An 18,326-nucleotide genomic window follows, 5' to 3' on the forward strand; every position below is an offset into this window, starting at 1 on the left:
ACCTTCGACAGATTCCCGCGGCGGTGGGTAGGTGTCGACCTTGGTCGACGCGGTAGATCCACGCCATGCGTGGATGGAAGCGTCTGTAAACTGTCTGGAGAAAAGCCCCCTTCTTGTTGAAGGGGGCGCGCCGACAGGCGCGGGGATAAGGAAAAATGCGCGGACACGGCGCGCAATAGTGCGCCGTGTCTTGGGCGCGTCATTACCTCGCACTATCATGCGCGGATGACTTCCGTACGCCTGACCTGCGCGCTGGCGCTGCTGCTGCCATTGGCCGCCTGCACCACCGCGCCCGCCCCTTCCGCCTCCGTTCCCACACCCGTCGCTGCGGCCGCGCCGCCCAAGCTGCTCCTGATCTCCATCGATGGCCTGCGTGCCGACGCGCTGGACCGCGGCCTGACCCCCAACCTGCAGCGACTGATCGACGGCGGCGTGCGTGCACGCTGGATGACGCCGTCCTATCCGTCGCTGACCTTCCCCAACCACTACACCATCGTCACCGGCCTGCGTCCGGACCACCACGGCATCGTCAACAACAGCATGGACGATGCAACCCTGGGCCGTTTCGAACTGAGCAACCGCGACGCGGTCACCACCAGCGGCTGGTGGGGTGGCGAACCGATCTGGGTCAGTGCCGAGAACGCTGGCGTACGTTCGGCCACCACGGCGTGGCCGGGCAGTGAGTCTGAAATCCGCGGCGTGCGCCCCAGCAAGTGGCGCGTGTACGACGGCAAGCAACCGCTGGAACAGCGGGCCGGCATCGTGCTCGACTGGCTGGCGCAGACCGATGCTGATGCACCGCGCCTCACCACGCTGTACATGGAACACGTGGACAAGGCCGGCCACAACTACGGCCCCGAGTCGAAGCAGTATGCCGACGCCATCGTGCGCGCCGACCAGATCGTCGGCCAGGTGCTCGATGGGCTGCAGCAGCGCGGCCTGGCCGCGACCACCAACGTGATCGTGGTCTCTGACCATGGCATGGCCAGCGTGCCGGTCGGCCAGGTGATCTCCACCGAGTCGATGGCCGACCCGGCCATCGCGCGCAATATCAGCCAGGGCCAGTCGGTGGGTTTTGCGCCGGTCGCCGGCCGCGAAGCGGAAGCCGAACGCGCCCTGCTCGGACGCCACGCGCACTACGAATGCTGGAAGAAGGAGAACCTGCCGGCACGCTGGCACTACGGCACGCATCCGCGGGTTCCGGCCATCGTCTGTGCCATGGATGAAGGCTGGGATGCCCTGCACCAGGAGAAGATCGCCAAGCGTGCGAAGCAGGATCGTGGTTCGCATGGCTACGACAATGCCCTGCCCTCCATGCGTGCCGTGTTCGTGGCCAGCGGCCCGTCATTCCGACAGGGTTTGGTGATCGATGGCTTCGACAATGTCGACGTCTACCCGCTGCTGGCGCACCTGCTGCGGGTGCCGGCCGCGCCGAACGACGGAAATCCGGAAACGCTGAAGAAGACCCTGCGCTGATCCGGTTGTAGAGCCAAGCCCACGCTCGGCTGCATTGCGCCGAGCATGGGCTCGGCTCTACAAGAACGTGCATAAAAAAAACGCGGCGCCAGGCGCCGCGTTTTTCTTTGGACCGGTCGGTCGGCCGGATCAGGCCTTGGCGACGGCCTTCTTCGCCACAGCCTTCTTCGCCGGAGCCTTGGCCACGGTCTTCTTGGCAACCGGGGCGGCGGCGCCTACGGCGACCTTGCTCGCGGTGTGCGAACGGGCGTTGCCGTAGCTGGCGTTGTAGCGCTTGCCCTTGGCGGTCTTGCGGTCACCCTTACCCATGTCTTCAACTCCTCAAGTGTGAAATCTGGTTACCCCGTACTGACACGGGTTCGGCGGGGCCGCCTTGCTGGGCGCCCCCGCGCACGATCGAAAATCCTATCACGGAGCGCCTAGTGCGCGCAGCTGGCGTCGTGCACGTGGCCGTGGTTGAGGCGAAGGTTGACCAGGTGGGCCACCCCCACCAACAGGCCGCCGATGGTCATCACCACCGCATGCGGCACGGCGTTGTGGTGCAGCGGGTCGTACAGCACACCGGCCCACAACGCGACCAGGCCGGGAATCAGGAAGCCCAGCGCGCGCAGCGCGCCGTGGCGGCGGTAGCCCCATACCAGGCTGAACAGCCCGAGCAGGGTCACGAACACCACCAGCGCCTGCTCCACGCCATCGCTCAGCCAGAACGACAGGCCCAGCGAAGGCGCCGCCGCCAGCAGTACGGGAATCACCGCGCAGTGCACCGCGCACAGCATCGAACCGGTGGCGCCGAAACGGTCGAGCAGATGGCGCAGGCGTGAGGACAGGGACATGACTTCCAGCAGGGTCGGCGAATCGTTATGGAATAATATAACATCCCTTCCCGAACCGCACGGTTTCCCCTCCCCCTCTCCCATCGGCGGGATTCGTGCGCCCTGCGATTGATACATTGTAACAAAGGACCTGCCCATGCCCGCCCACACCCCTCGGCTCAAGCCGCATTCCCTGGCCCTGGCCCTCGCCGCCCTGCTGCCGTCTGTTGCCTTCGCAGCCGGCCAGGACACCTCCCATGGTGACCGCCACCTGACCGAACTCTCCTCGGTACAGGTCACCGCGTCGCCGCTGCAGGGCGATGCCGAATCGCTGGCCCGCCCGGTGGAGGTACTGGCCGGTGACCGCCTGGACGAGCAGAAGGCCGGCACCCTCGGCGATACCGTGGCCAAGCTGCCCGGCGTACAGAGCACCTTCTTCGGGCCCGGCGTCGGGCGCCCGATCATCCGCGGCCAGGAAGGCCCGCGTGTGGCCGTGCTGTCCAACGGCATGGGCAACATGGATGCCTCTACCGTCAGTGCCGACCACGCCACCAGCATCGAGCCGTTCCTGGCCGACCAGATCGAAGTGCTGAAGGGGCCGGCGACGCTGCTGTTCGGCAGCGGTGCCATCGGTGGTGCGGTCAATGTGGTCGACGGCCGCATCGCGCGGGAGCTGCCCGAGCGCCCGCTCAGCGGCCGCGCCGAGCTGCGTGGCAATTCGGTAAACAACGAGCGCAGCGGCATGTTCCGCCTCGATGGCGTCAGCGGCAATGTCGTGCTTCATGTGGACGGCCTGGTGCGCAATGGCGACGACTACCGCATTCCCGGCTATGCGGTGATCGACAGCCTGGAAGACCACCACGACGACCACGACCATGACCACGCAGGCGAGGAAGGCGAAGAGCCGCGTCGCGGCCGCCTCGACAACAGCTCGATCCGCACCCGTGCCGGTGGCGTCGGTGCGACCTGGCTGGGCGACGGCGGCTACTTCGGCGTGTCGGCCAGCACCTACCGCACCAACTACGGCATTCCCAACGGCGCGCACGTGCACGCCGATGGCGACGATCACGGCCATGACCACGGCCACGACCATGGCGACGAAGAGGAAGGCGGCGACGAGCATGACGTGCGCATCGACATGGTCCAGAACCGCTTCGAGACCAAGGCCGGCATCTATGACCCGGTCTCGTTCCTGAAGAACATCAACGCACGCGTGGCCTATACCGACTACGAGCACGTGGAGCTGGAGGCCGGCACGCCGTCGACCCGCTTCACCAACCGTGGCATCGAAGCGCGCCTGGAAGCGGTGCAGCAGCAGATCGGTGGCTGGGACGGTGCCTTCGGCCTGCAGTTCGGCAACAGTGATTTCGGTGCCAAGGGCGAAGAGGCGTTCGTTCCGGATACAGGCACGAAGAACATCGGCCTGTTCGTGCTGCAGGAAAAGCAGTTCGGACCGTTCAAGCTGGAACTGGGCGGCCGCCACGACCAGGTCAAGCTGGACCCGACCGGTGATTACCGGCGCCGCACGTTCGGCGCCACCAACCTGTCTGCCGCCGGCATCTGGAAGCTCAACGACGCCGTTGACCTGCGCATCGGCGTGGACAGCTCCGAGCGTGCACCCACCAACGAAGAGCTGTACGCCGCCGGCGCGCACATCGCCACCCGTTCGCTGGAAATCGGCGACGCCAACCTGAAGACCGAGCGCGGCCAGCGCGTGGAACTGGGTATCCACACCCACAGCGAGCGCCTGGACTTCTCCGCGTCGGTCTACCAGACCAGGTTCAAGGACTTCATCTACCTGGCCGACACCGGTGTTACCGAAGGCCTGCCGGTCCGCGCCTGGACCCAGCAGGACGCGGTGTTCCGCGGTGCCGAGGCCGAAGCGCTGGTGCACCTGTTCGAGGGTGGCGCCGGTGACTGGGATCTGCGCCTGTTCGGTGACTACGTGAAGGCCAAGCTGGATGGCAGCGGCAGCCGCAACCTCGACATCGCCGTGCCGCACGGCGACCACAACCACAATTACAACGTGGAACTGGCCAACACCGGCTACCTGCCGCGTATTGCCCCGGCCCGCGTCGGCGCCGACCTGCGCTGGTCGAAGGACGGCTGGCGCGCCTCGGTCGGTGCGGTGCGCTACAGCCGCCAGAAGGACGTGGCGCAGAACGAGGAGCCGAGCGATGGCTACACCCTGGTCGACGCCCACCTGGCCTACCGCTGGGACCGCAACGCCAGCAACAGCTACGAGGTGTTCCTGGATGGCAGCAACCTGACCAACCGCGAAGTCCGTCCGCACACCTCGCTGCTGCGCGACTACTCGCCGCTGCCGGGCCGTGGCGTCGCATTCGGCATCCGCGCGTTCTTCTGATCGGCCTGCGCCGTCGGAACATTACCTGAGGGGGCCGAAAGGCCCCCTTTTCTTTGTCGCATATGGCATGAACTGGTGGAAGCGGCGCACTACCGACGCATCACCATCTGCTACGCGGCTAGACTCCGCCCGGTGTCAATCCAATAGACAAACTGAGCGGAAACAGTTGCATGGCCCCGAGTCTCGATGCCGAACTGGAAGAACGCTTCCTTGCAATCGCCAAATGCAGGAGAACCGCTTGGCTGGCCGGCGACATTGCGGAGGCAGAGCGTCGTTTTCCTTGAAAGCTGGGACATGATTCCAGAGCCCAAGTCATCCTATGACCACGCCCAGAGTTCATCGTATGGAATAGCAGTTTTCTATCGCGATACCGCCCAGTTTGAGAAGGCCAGAGCGTGGGCGATGGTCGCCAGAGACATTTATGGACAAGGAGAAGCCTCAAGCGAGTACATGGACGAGCTCCTTGCAACGATTGAGTTCGAATCGGGAAACCTTGATGCAGCCTACGCGCTGTTCGAACCGCAGCACCGCAAGTGCGGCAGACGTGCCTTTGAGGGCCATGAGAAGGGGTTCATTGATTTCATCAAGAGCAGGAAGAAGGCCAGATGAGCGGATCAGCCACCGGCTAGCCGCATCCGTTCCGGCGCCAAGCCTTTTCATCCACGCATGGCGTGGATCTACAACAACTCCAGCGGGGGCCTTCGGGCCCCGCTTTCGTTCAGATTCTCACCATCACGTATCCGTCACAAAGATGTGCGTACGACAACAAGCGGACAATCCCGTCACTCAATGTCTCGCCAACCGGACACTAATGTCCGAAAATATACCCATGACCGCCCAACGTGCCGATGCCGCTGCCCGCCGTGCCCTCATCCTCGACGCTGCCGATCATGTCTTCGGCCAACATGGCGTCACCGCCCCGCTGGATCTGGTGGTCGAACGCGCCCAGGTGGGCCGCGCCACCCTGTACCGCAATTTCCCCGACCGCACCGCGCTGATCCAGGCGCTGCTGCAGCGTACGGTCGACCGCATCCGGCGCCAGGTCGAACAGCTCGGCGACCGCGACGACGCCCTGTTCGAGGTATTCGAGGGCATGGCCCAGCGCATCATCGATTCGCCGGCGCTGGCCGATTACTGGCGTGCGGTCGATTCGGACGTGCCGTCCATGCGCGCTGCGCGCGAGACCGTGCGCGACCTGCTGGAGGAACCGATCGCGCGCGCCAAGGCCGCCGGACTGTGCCGTGCCGACCTGGAAAAGACGGATATTTCACTGATCTCGGGCATGCTGGGTGCGGCCCTGCGCGGCAAGACCCGCGACGAGCGCGCCCAGTTGGCCGGGCGCGCCCTGCAACTGTTGCGTGGGGGTCTCCAGGGAGCTGCCAGCGAGGCCCGTTGATGGTCCAGCCGTATCTGAAGCCGGTTCCGGATTGGGAGGAACATGAGAAGCCGACCATGCCCGGCTCGGCGTCGATGCCCTGGCACCCGCCGTACCGGCGTGCGGCCTATGCGCTGGTATCGTTGCTGGTAGCGATCACCGGCGGCCTCGGCAATGCGCTGGTCACCGCCAACCTGCCGTTCCTGCAGGGCCAGCTGGCGCTGACCCCGACCCAGGGCAGCTGGCTGGTAGCGGCCTATGCCATGGTCAACGTCACCGCCAACCTGCTGGCCTTCAAGTTCCGCCAGCAGTACGGCATCCGCCTGTTCGCCGAAATCGGGCTGGGGCTGTATGCGGCGCTGGCGGTGCTGCACCTGTTCGTCGGCAGCTTCGAGACCACGATGCTGACCCGTGCCGCCAGCGGCTTCGCCGGCGCGGCCTGTTCAACGCTGGGCACGCTGTACATGCTGCAGGCGCTGCCGCGGCGCTTCACCGGCAATCTGCTGGTGGTCGGCGTCGGCCTTTCCCAGCTGGCGGTGCCGATCGCCTGGATCGTTTCACCGGGCTTGGTGGATACCGGCCAATGGCACCAGCTCTATTCGTTTGAAGCCGGGCTGGCGCTGTGTGCGTTCGCCGCCGTGGTGGTGTTGAAGCTGCCGCCCGGCATCCAGGTGAAGGCGTTCGAGCCACTGGACTTCCTCACGTTCGCGCTGCTCGCCCCGGCCGTCGCCCTGCTGGTGATCGTGCTGGCGCAGGGCTACACGCGCTGGTGGCTCAATACAGCGTGGCTGGGCTGGGCGCTGATCGCTTCGATCGTGCTGTCCACCACCGCCTTGATCATCGAGCACTACCGGCGTAACCCACTGCTGCAGATCCGCTGGCTGTCGACGCTGCCGGTGCTGCATTTCATCGTCGGCGCCTTCCTGATCCGCTTCCTGACCACCGAGCAGTCCTACGGCGTGGTCAACCTGATGCGCACGCTGGGCATGGGACCGGACCAGATGCGGCCGCTGTTCGTGGTGATCCTGGCCGGGGTGATCACCGGAATCGCCGGTGCCTCGCTTACCTTCGGCCCGAAGCGGCTGATCGCCCAGCTGCTGATGGCGATCCTGCTGCTGGGCGCCGCCGCGTTCTTCGACCAGCACCGCACCAGCATGGATCGGCCGCACGACTTCTACGCCAGCCAGTTCCTGGCCTCGGTCGGTGCGGGCATGTTCATGGGGCCCCTGATCATGCTTGGCATCTCTGCTGCGCTGAAACAGGGCGTGGACCACATGATCACCTTCCTGGTGACGCTGTCGATCACGCAGACGCTGGGCGGCCTGGCCGGCTCGGCGGTGCTGGGCACCTTCCAGCTGCATCGCGAGCAACTGTATTCCAGCGCGCTGACCAGCCAGCTCGATCCGGCCGATCCGGTGGTAGCGCAACGCCTGCGTCTCCAGCAGCAGCTGTACAGCGCCCAGATCACCGACCCGGTCCTGCGCAGCGCACAGGGCAGCGCGCAGCTGGCACAGACCACGCGCCGAGAAGCCAACGTGCGTGGCTTCAACGATGTGTTCACCCTGAGCGGTTGGCTGGCGATCGGTTTCCTGTGCTGGTTGCTGCTGCTGTCGCTGCGTACCGCCGTACTGAAGCAATGGCGCAAGCGCCACCCGCCCGTGTCCACCGCGGCCACGCCGGCCGCATCCCGTTGAGTCCCCCCATGCCTCCCGTGCCGCCCCGACCCGACGACGCCGACAACGTCACCCCGCCGCCGCCCACCGACGCGGCGCCCGCGTCCACGCCGGTAGAACCCGCGGTCGCGCCGAAGTACCTCAAGCCCAGCGCGCGCAGCGTGGCGGTGATGGTGATTGTCGCCCTGCTGGGCATTGCGCTGATCCTGCGTGCCTGGCACCTGTGGCCGTTCACCAGCAGCGTGATGGTGACCGACAACGCCTATGTGCGCGGCCAGATCACGGTGATGGCGCCGCAGGTGAACGGCTATGTGACCGAGGTGCTGGTGAAGGACTTCCAGCACGTGAAGGAAGGCGAGCCGCTGCTGCGCATCGATGACCGCATCTATGCGCAGCGTGTCGCCCAGGCGCAGGCAACGCTGGACAGCGCGCGCGCGGCGCTGGCCAACTCCGACCAGTCGCAGGCGCAGAACCGTGCGCAGATCGCCTCGGCGCGCGCCACGCTCTCGGCCGGCCAGGCCGAACTGCAGCGCTCGCGCAACGAGCTGAAGCGCTACGAGGAACTGGCCGCACAGCAACTCGTGTCGATCAATGACCGCGACAAGTTCCGCACCAGCCAGGCCTCGGCGCAGGCCAGCGTGCAGCAGTCGCAGGCGCAGATCCGCATCGCCGAGGAAACGCTGGTGTCGACCCAGGTCGCGCGCAAAAGCCTGGAGGCCCAGGTGGAAAGCGCGCAGGCGCAGCTGGAGCTGGCCCGCATCGATCTGGCCAATACGGTGATCCACGCACCGCGCGACGGCCAGATCAGTGAAGCCAGCGTACGCGTGGGCCAGTACGTCGCGGCCGGCTCGCAGCTGCTGTTCCTGGTACCTGACACGCTGTGGGTGGTGGCCAACTACAAGGAAGGCCAGACCTGGGGGATGGCGATCGGCCAGCCGGCCACGTTCTCGGTGGACGCGTTCCAGGGGCAGGTGCTGAAGGGCCGTGTCGAAGAGATCGCGCCCGCCACCGGGTCGGAGTTCAGCGTGTTGCGCCCGGACAATGCCAGCGGCAACTTCACCAAGGTGGTGCAGCGGCTGCCGGTGCGGATCTCGATCGATCCGGGTCAGGCACTGGCGGCGCGGCTGCGGCCCGGCATGTCGGTGATCGTGCGGGTGGATACCGCAGGCAAACCGAAGGACTAGCCCTTGTCATGAAACGGGGTCAGATCCCTTTGCCACTGGCAAAGGGATCTGACCCCGTTTCCAAAATGCCGGCCAGCGGCCGGCACTACCATTGCGTTACCCCGCGCAGCGCGCGCAGAGACCGTGCACTTCAAGGGTCTGTGCCTGCGGCTGGAAGCCCAGTTCCTTGGCGCGCTTTTCCAGCTGGCTGACGATTTCCCGGTCTTCCAGTTCCACCGCGCTGTGGCAGCTGTTGCAGATCAGGAACGGCACCGAATGCGCGGCGCTGCTGGGGTGGTGGCAGGCCACGAAGGCATTCACCGATTCCAGCTTGTGCACGAAACCATTGGCCATCAGGAAGTCGAGGGCGCGGTACACGGTGGGCGGGGCATCAGCACCCACACCCTTGCCGTTGCGCACCCATTCCAGCAACTCATAGGCCTTGACCGGCTTGCCGGCCTCGGCGATCAGCTTCAGTACATTGGCGCGGATCGGGGTAAGGCGCAGCCCGCGTTCGCGCGAGACACGCTCGACCACCGCCACGAAATCCGATGCGTCGTGGACGTGGTGGTGCGGGGCGGTACAAGCAGTGGCGGTCTTGGCGGACATGCGCGTTCTCCGGTTCGGGCCTGGCAAGGATGCCTCAGGCCGTTGCTACCTTGGTGATGGCCACATCGATGCGTTTCAAGGCCTGCTCGCGGCCAGCCAGGTACACGGTATGGGAAATGTCAGGACTGACCTGGGTACCGGTGATGGCCACGCGCAACGGCTGGGCCACCTTGCCCATGCCGATCTCCAGCGCTGCGGCCGCGTCATGCAGGGCCAGGCCCACCGATTCGGCGGTCCATTCCGGCAACGCCGCCAGCAGCTCGCGGGCCTTGCCCAGCGCCACCTCGGCACCGGCCTTGAAGTGCTTGGCCACCGCCGCGTCATCGTACTCGGTCAGCGGCTGGTACCAGACCACGGCTTTCTCGGCCATCTCCTTCAGGGTCTGCACGCGTTCACGCAGGGCGATCACCACGTCCTCCGGTGCCGGTCCGGCAGCCACGTCCAGCCCCAGCTTCTGCAGCTGGTAGACCAGGTGCGGCACGATCGCGGCCACATCCTCGGTCTTCAGGAAGTGCTGGTTGACCCAGCCCAGCTTGGCCATGTCCAGTCGCGAGGCCTTGGAGTTGCAGTCCTTCACGTCGAACAGCTCGATCAGCTCCTGGCGGCTGAACAGCTCCTGGTCACCGTGCGACCAGCCGAGACGGGCCAGGTAGCTCAGCAGCGCATCGGGCAGGTAGCCGGCGTCCTTGTACTGCATCACGTCGGCCGCGCCGGTGCGCTTGGACAACTTGGCGCCCTGCTCGTCCAGGATCATCGGCATGTGGCCGAACTTCGGCACCGGCGCACCAATGCCTTCGTACAGGTTGATCTGGCGCGGGGTGTTGTTGATGTGGTCGTCGCCGCGGATGACCTCGGTGATGCCCATGTCCCAGTCGTCCACCACCACCGCGAAGTTATAGGTGGGGTAGCCGTCCGGGCGGAAGATCACCATGTCATCCAGCTCGCTGTTGGCGATCTCGATGCGGCCCTTGATCAGGTCGTCGAACACCACCGTGCCTTCCAGCGGATTCTTGAAGCGGATGACGCGGTTCGGGTCGTCCCTGTAGGGGAGGCCCAGATCGCGCGCAGCGCCGTTGTAGCGCGGCTTCTCCTGCCTGGCCATGGCAGCCTCGCGCATCGCGTCCAGCTCTTCGCGGGTCTCGTAGGCGTAGTACGCCTTGCCCTCGGCGATCAGCTGCTCGGCCACTTCCTGGTAACGGGCAACGCGGTCGGTCTGGTAGATCGGGCCTTCGTCATAGTCCAGGCCCAGCCACTCCATCGCCTCCAGGATGGCGTCGATCGCACCCTGGGTGCTGCGTTCACGGTCGGTGTCCTCGATGCGCAGCACGAACTCGCCGCCACGGTGGCGGGCCTCCAGCCAGCAGTACAGCGCGGTGCGGGCACCGCCGATGTGGAGGTAGCCGGTGGGACTGGGGGCGAAGCGGGTGCGGCAGGTCATGGACGGCTCGAGGAACGGGAATCCCCCGATTTTACCAGCCCACCGCCCCCGACGGAAAAAGGGGACGGAGGGGATTAAGTCGTGATTGCCCAGCCCGTGGGCACTGCAACCGGGAAACGGAGGGGAGATGCGACTTAATCCCCTCCGTCCCCTTTTACGGTCCCACCTTGCGCGGGAACGGCTGCTCGCGCATCGCGGCGTTGTAGGCGAACGAGGCGACGATGGCAGCGGCCTGCTTCAGGTCTTCCGGTTCGGCGTGGTCCCAGGTGTCCAGGTGGCTGTGGTGGACATTGGTGAAGTAGTCCAGCCGGTCCTGGATGAACTGGAAGCCCGGCAGGCCGATGCGGTCGAAGCTGACGTGGTCGGTGCTGCCAGTGTTGCGGGTGGCCACGGTGGTGGCGCCCACGTCATGGAACGGCGCCAGCCAGGCTTCGAAGATGGGCATGGCCGCCAGGTTTTCCTGAGCGTAGATGCCACGGAAGCGGCCCGAGCCGTTGTCCATGTTGAAGTAGACCTGGAACTTGCCGTAGTCGCGGGTCTTCTGCAGTGCGCCGGTCGGCTCGCGCAGCGACGCCGGCAGCGCCTTCTGCGCCGGGTCGGTCGGCTCCGGGAACTTGCCGAAGTGCTTGGCCACATAGGCCTGCGAGCCGATCAGGCCCTGCTCCTCGCCGCTCCACAGCGCCACGCGGATGGTGCGCCTGGGCTTGGCGCCGGTGGCCTTGAGGATGCGCATCGCCTCCATCATCACCGCCACGCCGGCGGCGTTGTCGGCCGCACCGGTGCCGCTGTGCCAGGAATCCAGGTGCGCGCCGATCATCACCACTTCATCGGGCTTGCTGCTGCCACGGATCTCGGCCAGCGTGTTGTAGCCGGGCTGGTCGGCCTCGTCGGTGAAGCGTGCGGCCACATCCACGCGCAGGCGCACGGTCTGCTTGGCCTCCAGCGCGCGTACCAGCGGATTGAAGTGCTCGCTGATCATCGCCAGCTCGGGAATGCCCACCGACTCACCGGCCTTGCGCGAACCACCACCGGCAACGCGGATGATGCCGTTGTCCCAGCTGCTGATGCCGATCGAGGCCAGCGCGCCCTCTTCCACGAAGAAGGCATTGACCTTGGCCGCCAGCTGCTGGCGTTCCTGGTATTCCTTGACCCGCTTGGCGCGCTCGGCGGTGGCGTCCTTGTCCTTGGGCAGGGTGAACTCCTGCAGGCCCTCCAGCGAGGTGGCGTCGTGGCGGTGCGAATCGGGCTCGGTGCCCCGCTTGTATTCGCGTGCCTCGCCCAGCAGGAGGATCTTGCCACGCAGCTTGCCGCGGTACTTCTCTATGTCTTCGGGCTTCTTGATGTCGACCTGCACCAGCTCGCCTTCGACCGGGCCCTTCGTACCGGGGGTCCAGGCCTTGGGCAGCGCATGCAGCGGCTGCACGCGGTCACCCAGCATCTCCACGCTGGCCGAAGTGAACTCCCAGCCACGGCCGAAATCATCGAAGGCCTCGTCGTGGACGTTGTCCAGCTTCCATTCGTTGAACTTGCCGCGGGTCCACGCATTGGCGCGGCCCATCGCCGGCGAGTTGGTCAACCGCGGTCCAATGCGTTCGGTGAGGTAACTGAAGGTGTCCATCACCTGCGACCGGTGGAAGGCCTCCTGGCGGATGCGGCTGACCATGTCCAGGTCCACCGTCTCGCGCTGCTGCGCCCCTGCATTGCCACCCATCACCAGCGCTGCGGCCAGCACGCCCCACTTCAACACATCGCACCCCTGCCCTTCGGCTCGATCTTCAACCCATCGAGTCTAGCCAGCAGGGGCGCGCCGATACCGTCCCATCGGTCATGGACAGCAGTAGATCCACGCCATGCGTGGATGAACAACCCGATCACCCCCTCCACCCCAACCACAACTGCGCCCGCTCCGGCAGCAACAACAACCAGTGCCGCCGGTCGACGCTGCAGCAGCCGTACACCGCCGCATGCGCGGGCCAGTCATCGGGCAGGCCGTCGATGCCGATTTCGGCCAGCGCTTCCGCCCCGGCCTTCCATGGCCGGTAGCGCGGAACCCGTCCGGCCACTGCGCCACGTCCCTGCCGCGCACCCTGCAACCAGCCCAGGCCCTTGCCCCGCAGTCCTTGGCAGGTCGCCGCCGCCAGCTGGAAGCGGACCAGGCCGGGGGCGATCCGTGCCCCCGGCAGGGCCGCCAGCACGCCATGTGCCTGCAGCAGTGCATCCACTTCCAGCAGGGCCGGAATGCCCTGCCGTGCCCGTTGCCGCAATCCCTGGCGCCAACTCATGGCCTGCTCCTTACTTCAGGTCCGCGCCGAGCGCGTACCAGTCCACCCGGCGGGTCACCCACATCGCCAGCGCCAGGATCACGAACAGCAGCAGCGAACCCATCAGCAGCGCATTGTTCTCCGACACCAGCAGGCCATACAGCGCGCCGTACAGCACGGTCAGCAGCGCCGCGAAGCCGAAGCCGCGCTTCCAGTGGCCCAGCACATTGGCCAGGTACACCGCCTGCAGGCCGATGCAGGCCACCGCCGAAACCAGGTAGGCTTTCCAGAACGCGATGTGCTCGGACAGGCTGATCAGCAGCAGGAAGAAGATCGCCAGCGCCAGGCCGACCATCAGGTACTGCAGCGGGTGGATGCGCAGCGACTTGATCAGCTCGAACAGGATGAAGCCGAGGAAGGTCAGCAGCACGAACAGCACGCCGTACTTCGAGGCACGGTCGGCCTGGGTGTAGGTATCGACCGGATCGACCAGCGACACCGTCACCGCCTGCGAGTCCACCGAACCGTCATTGCGCAGCTGCCGCTGTGCGTCGGAGGCCAGCGAGGACACCGCCCAGCGCGCATCGAATCCCTGCGCATCAACGCGGCGCTCGTTGGGCAGGAAAGCTCCGCTGAACGACGGATGCGGCCAGCTCGAACGCAGCGCGATGTGGGTGTCATCGCCCACCGGCACCACCGAGAGCATGCGACTGCCATCCAGGCGCAGCTCCAGTTCAACGGTGCTGGCGGCCAGCGTGCCGCCCTGATCCGCATCGAAACCGGCCACCGGTGCATGCAGGCCCCGCCCGATCTCGCTGGCCGCACCAACACCCGGCAGCAAACGCAGCTGCTTGCCATCCACGCGCAGGTTCGGCGTGCCGACCAGGCCACGGACATCGGAAACCCCCACCGCCACATACGGCTGGCCGTAACTGCGGCCCGCCTTCACCGGGTAATCGTCTGCGGCGAAGGTCGCCTTCATCTGGCCGTTCCAGCTGTACACCGGCACCTTGAACAGCCCCACCTCACGCTGGCTCGGCAGCATTTCGCCGCCCACCTCCAGCGACGCCGGCATCTGCAGCCAGTGCCCCTCGGTGACCTGCACTTCGGTCTTCTTGACGCCCAGCGGGTCGACCAGCTCAACCTGCTTGCGTTCCACCCATGGCACCACCCGCACCGGGCCCACCAGCTGCTGTGCGCCGGCGCGGCTGTCGGCCACCCGCGAGAAAGCCTCGTCGCGGTACGCACTGCGTTCGTTGATGACACTGCGGATCATCGTCAGCGGAACCAGCAGCAGCAGGATCAGGCCGCCGACAATGGCGAAGCGCAGCAGCATCTTCAGGGATTTCATGGTCCATCCTCGTTGGAGAGGACTGCAGGATGGACCGCCACGGTGAGCGGGGTTTGTGGCGAATTTGAAGCGAATGTGAAGTCAGCGGCGGGGGCGCTGGCCTGGTGTACCCAGCGGCAACCACAGGCTGGCCACGGTACCGCCGCCGTCGCGGGCATCGGCACTGGCGCGCCCATCGTGCAGGCGCGCGACTTCCTGCACGAACGGCAGGCCCAGGCCGGAACTGCGCCGACCACTGCCGGGGCGGGCCAGCGAATAGAAGCGTTCGAACACCCGTTCGCGCGCGTAGTCGGGAATGCCGGCACCGCGATCCGCTACCTGCAGGCGTACGCCCTGCCCGTCCACCTCGGCCTGCAGCGCGATGTCCGCGCCGGGCGGTGAGAAGGCAATGGCGTTGTCGATCAGGTTGTGCAACGCCTGCCGCAGCAGATAGGCATCACCCTGCACGCGCATGTCGGGTACGCTGCCGATGCGCACCTGCACGCCGGCCGCCTGCGCACGCACCTGCGCGGCCGCCGCCGCATCGGCCAGCAAGGTTGGCAGCGCGATCGGATCGCGGGTCTGCAGCCAGCCGTGCTGTTCCACTTCGGCCAGCGCCAGCAGCTTGTCGATCGTCTCGGTCAGCCGCTCCTGCTGATCGACGATGCTGCGTGCAAAATGCACGCGGTCGGCCTCCGGCAGTGGCTCCTGCAGCAGCTCGGCGGCACCGCGGATCGCCGCCAGCGGACTCTTCATTTCATGCGTCAGCGACTGCACGTACTGCTCGACGTAGGCCTTGCCCTCCAGCTTGCGGCGCATCGTTTCCAGTGCCTGGCCCAGGTCGCCGATCTCGTCGCGGCGCCGCCGCGGGGGTGGCACCGGTTCGCCGGCGCTGACCGCACGCGCGTAGCGGCTGAGCTGGCCAAGGCCCGTGGTGAGCCACATCGTCACCAGCACGCCGACCAGCGCCGACAATCCGATCAGCCAGGCGCCGCGCTCGATGATGGCGCGTTGGCTTGCAGCGATGAACGGATCGATGCTGCGGTTGGGCTGGGCCAGGCTGAGCACGCCGATCAGCGTGCGCCCATCGTCCGGGTCGTATACCGGCGCCGCCACATGCATCACCGTATTGCCTTCCTCGCCCGGCGTTTCCGGGCTGGAGCGGGCACCGTACTCGCCACGCAGGGTGCGATAGACATCATTCCAGCGCGAGTTGTCGCGCCCCAGGTCGCGGCCCAGCGAGTCGTAGATGACGATGCCCTTGGCATCGGTGATGGTCACCCGGTAGTCCAGTGAGCGCTTGGGAAAGCGCCAGACCATCGCTTTCAGGTCACGCTGCCGCGCCTTGGCGAGGTTGCGGGTGAAGCTGCCGCTGCCGATGGTGCCGGCCTTGACGTCGGCGGCGGCCATCTCGGCCAGCACGTTGGCCGCATCGACCAGGGTCGATTCCATCGCCTGGCGCACGCCGGGCTTCACTTCGTTGACGAACACGCGCATCACGAAGAACGCGGCGATGCCGGTTATCAGGAAGAAGCCGAGGAACAGCTTCAATACCAGGCGCATCGGCTAGACCTCCAGCGCGTAGCCAAGGCCACGGTGGGTGCGGATGGGGTCTTCGCTGGCACCGGCCGCGCGCAGCTTGGCGCGCAGCGTCTTTACATGCGTATCAACGGTGCGGTCGGCGCTGTCGGCACTGCTGTCCCAGCCACGGTCCATCAGCTGGGCACGGCTGAGGATGGCGCCCGGGCGCTGCAGCAGCGCTTCCAGCAGCGCGTACTCGTAGCGGGTCAGGTCCAGTGCCTGGCCGCGGAAGCGGATACGCCGACCTTCGCGGTCGATGGCAAAGGCGCCATGTTCCTGCCAGCCCGCATCGGCGCTGGGTCCTGCGTTGACCGGTGCCGCGCGGCGCAGGCGCGCACGCACCCGCGCCACCAGTTCTCGCGGCGAGAACGGCTTGGTCATGTAATCGTCGGCGCCCAGTTCCAGGCCCAGCACGCGGTCCACTTCATCGTTGCGGGCGGTCAGGAAGATCACCGGCAGCTGGGCCGCCGGCCCGGGCTGCGCGCGCAGCCGCCGGCACACTTCGAAACCGCCCAGGTCGGGCAGGCCCACGTCCAGCACCACCACGTCGATATCGCCGGCCTGCAGCCGTTGCAGGGCCTCGCCGCCGAGCAGGCAGTGGCTGGCGGCATAGCCTTCGCTGCGCAGCGCATAGAGCACGGTTTCGGCGATGGCGGCTTCGTCCTCGACCACCAGGACATGGGCAACGGGAGCTGTCATGGCGCGCAGCATAGCCGCTGCGGCCGCCGCCCCGTACACTGCCGCCCATGAACTACCGCCACGCCTTCCATGCCGGCAACCACGCCGATGTGCTCAAGCACATCGTGCAGCTGGCCCTGATCGACAGCTTCAAGCGCAAGGACAGCCCGTTCTTCGTGCTCGATACCCACGGCGGTGCCGGCCGCTACCTGCTGGCCAGCGAAGAGAGCCGCAAGACGCTGGAGGCCGAGTCCGGAATCATGCGGCTGATGGCCCAGCCCAGGCTGCCCGAGGTGGTGGAGCGCTACCTGAAGGCGGTGCAGGCCGACAATCCGGTGGGCGCGCTGACCAACTACCCGGGCTCGCCGCTGTTGAGCGCACAGGCCATGCGCGCGCAGGACCGCATGGCGGTCTGTGAACTTCAGGAGGCCGAAACGGCCACGCTGAAGGCCCTGTTCGCCCATGACAGCCGCGTCGACGTGCGCGCCGGCGATGGCTATGCCCTGCTGCGCTCGCTGCTGCCGCCGAAGTTCAACGGCAGCAAGATCGGCCGTGGCCTGGTCCTGATCGACCCGCCGTACGAGGCCCAGGACGCGGAATACCAGAACGTCCTGGCCGCCCTGGCCGAGACCCTGGCACGCTGGCCGCAGGCCACCTGTGCGGTCTGGTTCCCGATCAAGCAGCGGCGCACCATCCTGCACTTCCTGCGCAAGGCCACTGCCCTGCCGGTCAAGTCGGCGATGACGATCGAGTTCCTGGTGCGCCCTGACGACTCGCCGCTGCGGCTCAACGGCAGCGGCATGCTGCTGCTCAACCCGCCCTGGCAGTTCGACCGGGTGGTCGGCCCGGCCCTGCCGGCGCTGCGCCAGCACCTGGGCGAACCCGGTGCCAGCACCCGCCTGGATTGGCTCAAAGCCCCCGAATAACGGCCTTCACAAGGCTGTACCGCCGTGAGCCTTCCGTTCACGGAATGCAGCCCCGGTGATGCCACAATCGATGGACCACCAAGGAATCACCCGGTATGGCCACTCGCAACCGCATGCCGCCCTGGCATGAGATCTTCAAGGCTCCCAGCGGCCACGAGCTGCTGATCCGCCCCATCCGCCCGGAAGATGGCGCACCGCTGCAAGCGGCATTCAGCCTGTTCGGGCCGGAAGAAATCCGTGATCGTTTCCTGCAGGCGGTGACCGAACTGTCGCCGGAGACTACCCAGCGCCTGACCCACCCGAACCCCAAGACCGAGATCACCCTGGTCGCAGCCGAGTCCCTGCCCGCTGGCGAAGCGGTGGTCGGCGCGGTTGCCCGGGCCTCGATCATCCCCGGCACCCGTGAAGCCGAGTACGCGATCCTGATCAGCCGCTTCCTGATCGGCCAGGGCCTGGGCCGGCAGCTGATGCGCAAGCTGGTGAAGTGGGGCCGCGGCAAGTACCTGGACCGCCTGTACGGCGACGTTGCCGCCGAGAACGAGCCAATGAAGCAGCTGGCCGCCTCGCTGGGCTTCAAGCCGGTGTCGCATCCGAACGGTGCCGAAGGCCTGGTGCGGATGGTGCTGGAGCTGGACAACT

17 protein-coding genes are annotated in these 18,326 nt (G+C 66.6%); 8 read left to right on the forward strand and 9 right to left on the reverse strand.

The window, feature by feature from the left end; all coding sequences use genetic code 11:
* Positions 1 to 225 precede the first annotated feature (225 nt).
* Complete coding sequence (locus N5C25_RS17430) at positions 226 to 1,476, forward strand: ectonucleotide pyrophosphatase/phosphodiesterase (protein WP_279937446.1); 1,251 nt, start codon at positions 226 to 228, stop codon at positions 1,474 to 1,476.
* Positions 1,477 to 1,605: 129 nt separating this feature from the next.
* On the opposite strand, the gene N5C25_RS17435 is transcribed toward N5C25_RS17430, so the two are convergent.
* Both N5C25_RS17435 and N5C25_RS17440 read right to left on the reverse strand, forming a co-directional pair.
* Positions 1,606 to 1,785 (reverse strand): 30S ribosomal protein THX, encoded by a 180-nt coding sequence (locus tag N5C25_RS17435; protein ID WP_004150462.1) that lies wholly within the window; start codon positions 1,783 to 1,785, stop codon positions 1,606 to 1,608.
* A 110-nt stretch (positions 1,786 to 1,895) separates the two neighbouring features.
* Positions 1,896 to 2,309 carry a MerC domain-containing protein gene (locus N5C25_RS17440; RefSeq protein WP_008264835.1) on the reverse strand — a complete coding sequence of 138 codons (414 nt, stop codon included), beginning with the start codon at positions 2,307 to 2,309 and terminating at the stop codon, positions 1,896 to 1,898.
* 136 nt (positions 2,310 to 2,445) lie between these two features.
* Between N5C25_RS17440 and N5C25_RS17445 the strand changes: the two genes are divergently transcribed.
* The 5 genes from N5C25_RS17445 (at position 2,446) to N5C25_RS17465 (ending at position 8,885) form a co-directional block, all read left to right on the forward strand.
* Complete coding sequence (locus tag N5C25_RS17445; RefSeq protein ID WP_279937447.1) at positions 2,446 to 4,653, forward strand: TonB-dependent receptor; 2,208 nt, start codon at positions 2,446 to 2,448, stop codon at positions 4,651 to 4,653.
* Positions 4,654 to 4,839: 186 nt separating this feature from the next.
* Positions 4,840 to 5,262, forward strand: coding sequence for a hypothetical protein (locus N5C25_RS17450; RefSeq protein WP_279937449.1), 423 nt, complete (start codon positions 4,840 to 4,842; stop codon positions 5,260 to 5,262).
* Between the two features lie 220 nt (positions 5,263 to 5,482).
* Positions 5,483 to 6,049 carry a TetR/AcrR family transcriptional regulator gene (locus N5C25_RS17455; protein WP_019659167.1) on the forward strand — a complete coding sequence of 189 codons (567 nt, stop codon included), beginning with the start codon at positions 5,483 to 5,485 and terminating at the stop codon, positions 6,047 to 6,049.
* Positions 6,049 to 7,722 (forward strand): MFS transporter, encoded by a 1,674-nt coding sequence (locus N5C25_RS17460; RefSeq protein ID WP_021202515.1) that lies wholly within the window; start codon positions 6,049 to 6,051, stop codon positions 7,720 to 7,722. Before N5C25_RS17455 ends, N5C25_RS17460 begins: the two co-directional genes overlap by 1 nt.
* An 8-nt stretch (positions 7,723 to 7,730) precedes the next feature.
* Entirely contained in the window at positions 7,731 to 8,885 is a 1,155-nt protein-coding gene (locus N5C25_RS17465; protein ID WP_021202514.1) for an HlyD family secretion protein, read from the forward strand.
* 96 nt (positions 8,886 to 8,981) lie between these two features.
* On the opposite strand, the gene N5C25_RS17470 is transcribed toward N5C25_RS17465, so the two are convergent.
* From N5C25_RS17470 to creB, 7 genes are all read right to left on the reverse strand, one after another.
* Entirely contained in the window at positions 8,982 to 9,473 is a 492-nt protein-coding gene (locus N5C25_RS17470; protein WP_021202513.1) for a Fur family transcriptional regulator, read from the reverse strand.
* A 34-nt stretch (positions 9,474 to 9,507) separates the two neighbouring features.
* Positions 9,508 to 10,911, reverse strand: coding sequence for a glutamate--tRNA ligase (gene gltX, locus N5C25_RS17475; RefSeq protein WP_134732486.1), 1,404 nt, complete (start codon positions 10,909 to 10,911; stop codon positions 9,508 to 9,510).
* Between the two features lie 154 nt (positions 10,912 to 11,065).
* The gene (locus N5C25_RS17480; protein ID WP_279937452.1) at positions 11,066 to 12,658 is read right to left on the reverse strand and encodes a M20/M25/M40 family metallo-hydrolase; all 1,593 of its coding nucleotides are present in this window, start codon (positions 12,656 to 12,658) and stop codon (positions 11,066 to 11,068) included.
* Between the two features lie 124 nt (positions 12,659 to 12,782).
* Complete coding sequence (locus N5C25_RS17485; RefSeq protein ID WP_019659172.1) at positions 12,783 to 13,193, reverse strand: hypothetical protein; 411 nt, start codon at positions 13,191 to 13,193, stop codon at positions 12,783 to 12,785.
* A gap of 10 nt (positions 13,194 to 13,203) precedes the next feature.
* Positions 13,204 to 14,523, reverse strand: coding sequence for a cell envelope integrity protein CreD (gene creD, locus N5C25_RS17490; protein ID WP_058983351.1), 1,320 nt, complete (start codon positions 14,521 to 14,523; stop codon positions 13,204 to 13,206).
* A gap of 81 nt (positions 14,524 to 14,604) precedes the next feature.
* Positions 14,605 to 16,065 (reverse strand): two-component system sensor histidine kinase CreC, encoded by a 1,461-nt coding sequence (gene creC, locus N5C25_RS17495; protein WP_279937454.1) that lies wholly within the window; start codon positions 16,063 to 16,065, stop codon positions 14,605 to 14,607.
* A gap of 3 nt (positions 16,066 to 16,068) precedes the next feature.
* Positions 16,069 to 16,794, reverse strand: coding sequence for a two-component system response regulator CreB (gene creB / locus N5C25_RS17500; RefSeq protein ID WP_019659175.1), 726 nt, complete (start codon positions 16,792 to 16,794; stop codon positions 16,069 to 16,071).
* 35 nt (positions 16,795 to 16,829) lie between these two features.
* On the opposite strand from creB, the gene rlmJ reads away from it, so the two are divergent.
* Positions 16,830 to 17,687: a 23S rRNA (adenine(2030)-N(6))-methyltransferase RlmJ gene (gene rlmJ / locus N5C25_RS17505; RefSeq protein ID WP_279937455.1), complete on the forward strand. Its 858-nt coding sequence runs from the start codon at positions 16,830 to 16,832 to the stop codon at positions 17,685 to 17,687.
* A gap of 95 nt (positions 17,688 to 17,782) precedes the next feature.
* Positions 17,783 to 18,326: GNAT family N-acetyltransferase (locus tag N5C25_RS17510; RefSeq protein WP_279937456.1), on the forward strand; the 544-nt coding region annotated here is incomplete at its 3' end.

The sequence above is a fragment of the Stenotrophomonas sp. GD03958 genome (assembly GCF_029839005.1).
GTDB lineage: Bacteria > Pseudomonadota > Gammaproteobacteria > Xanthomonadales > Xanthomonadaceae > Stenotrophomonas > Stenotrophomonas hibiscicola.

What these genes read in the sequence shown, in the direction of transcription:
- N5C25_RS17445 (WP_279937447.1), top strand. Translation starts at nt 2,446, where the DNA reads ATGCCCGCCCACACCCCTCGGCTCAAGCCGCATTCCCTGGCCCTGGCC.
- creB (WP_019659175.1), bottom strand. Translation starts at nt 16,794, where the DNA reads ATGCTGCGCGCCATGACAGCTCCCGTTGCCCATGTCCTGGTGGTCGAG.
- rlmJ (WP_279937455.1), top strand. Translation starts at nt 16,830, where the DNA reads ATGAACTACCGCCACGCCTTCCATGCCGGCAACCACGCCGATGTGCTC.
- N5C25_RS17455 (WP_019659167.1), top strand. Translation starts at nt 5,483, where the DNA reads ATGACCGCCCAACGTGCCGATGCCGCTGCCCGCCGTGCCCTCATCCTC.
- N5C25_RS17470 (WP_021202513.1), bottom strand. Translation starts at nt 9,473, where the DNA reads ATGTCCGCCAAGACCGCCACTGCTTGTACCGCCCCGCACCACCACGTC.
- N5C25_RS17485 (WP_019659172.1), bottom strand. Translation starts at nt 13,193, where the DNA reads ATGAGTTGGCGCCAGGGATTGCGGCAACGGGCACGGCAGGGCATTCCG.
- N5C25_RS17440 (WP_008264835.1), bottom strand. Translation starts at nt 2,309, where the DNA reads ATGTCCCTGTCCTCACGCCTGCGCCATCTGCTCGACCGTTTCGGCGCC.
- creC (WP_279937454.1), bottom strand. Translation starts at nt 16,065, where the DNA reads ATGCGCCTGGTATTGAAGCTGTTCCTCGGCTTCTTCCTGATAACCGGC.
- N5C25_RS17435 (WP_004150462.1), bottom strand. Translation starts at nt 1,785, where the DNA reads ATGGGTAAGGGTGACCGCAAGACCGCCAAGGGCAAGCGCTACAACGCC.
- N5C25_RS17430 (WP_279937446.1), top strand. Translation starts at nt 226, where the DNA reads ATGACTTCCGTACGCCTGACCTGCGCGCTGGCGCTGCTGCTGCCATTG.
- N5C25_RS17460 (WP_021202515.1), top strand. Translation starts at nt 6,049, where the DNA reads ATGGTCCAGCCGTATCTGAAGCCGGTTCCGGATTGGGAGGAACATGAG.
- N5C25_RS17450 (WP_279937449.1), top strand. Translation starts at nt 4,840, where the DNA reads ATGCCGAACTGGAAGAACGCTTCCTTGCAATCGCCAAATGCAGGAGAA.
- N5C25_RS17465 (WP_021202514.1), top strand. Translation starts at nt 7,731, where the DNA reads ATGCCTCCCGTGCCGCCCCGACCCGACGACGCCGACAACGTCACCCCG.
- gltX (WP_134732486.1), bottom strand. Translation starts at nt 10,911, where the DNA reads ATGACCTGCCGCACCCGCTTCGCCCCCAGTCCCACCGGCTACCTCCAC.
- creD (WP_058983351.1), bottom strand. Translation starts at nt 14,523, where the DNA reads ATGAAATCCCTGAAGATGCTGCTGCGCTTCGCCATTGTCGGCGGCCTG.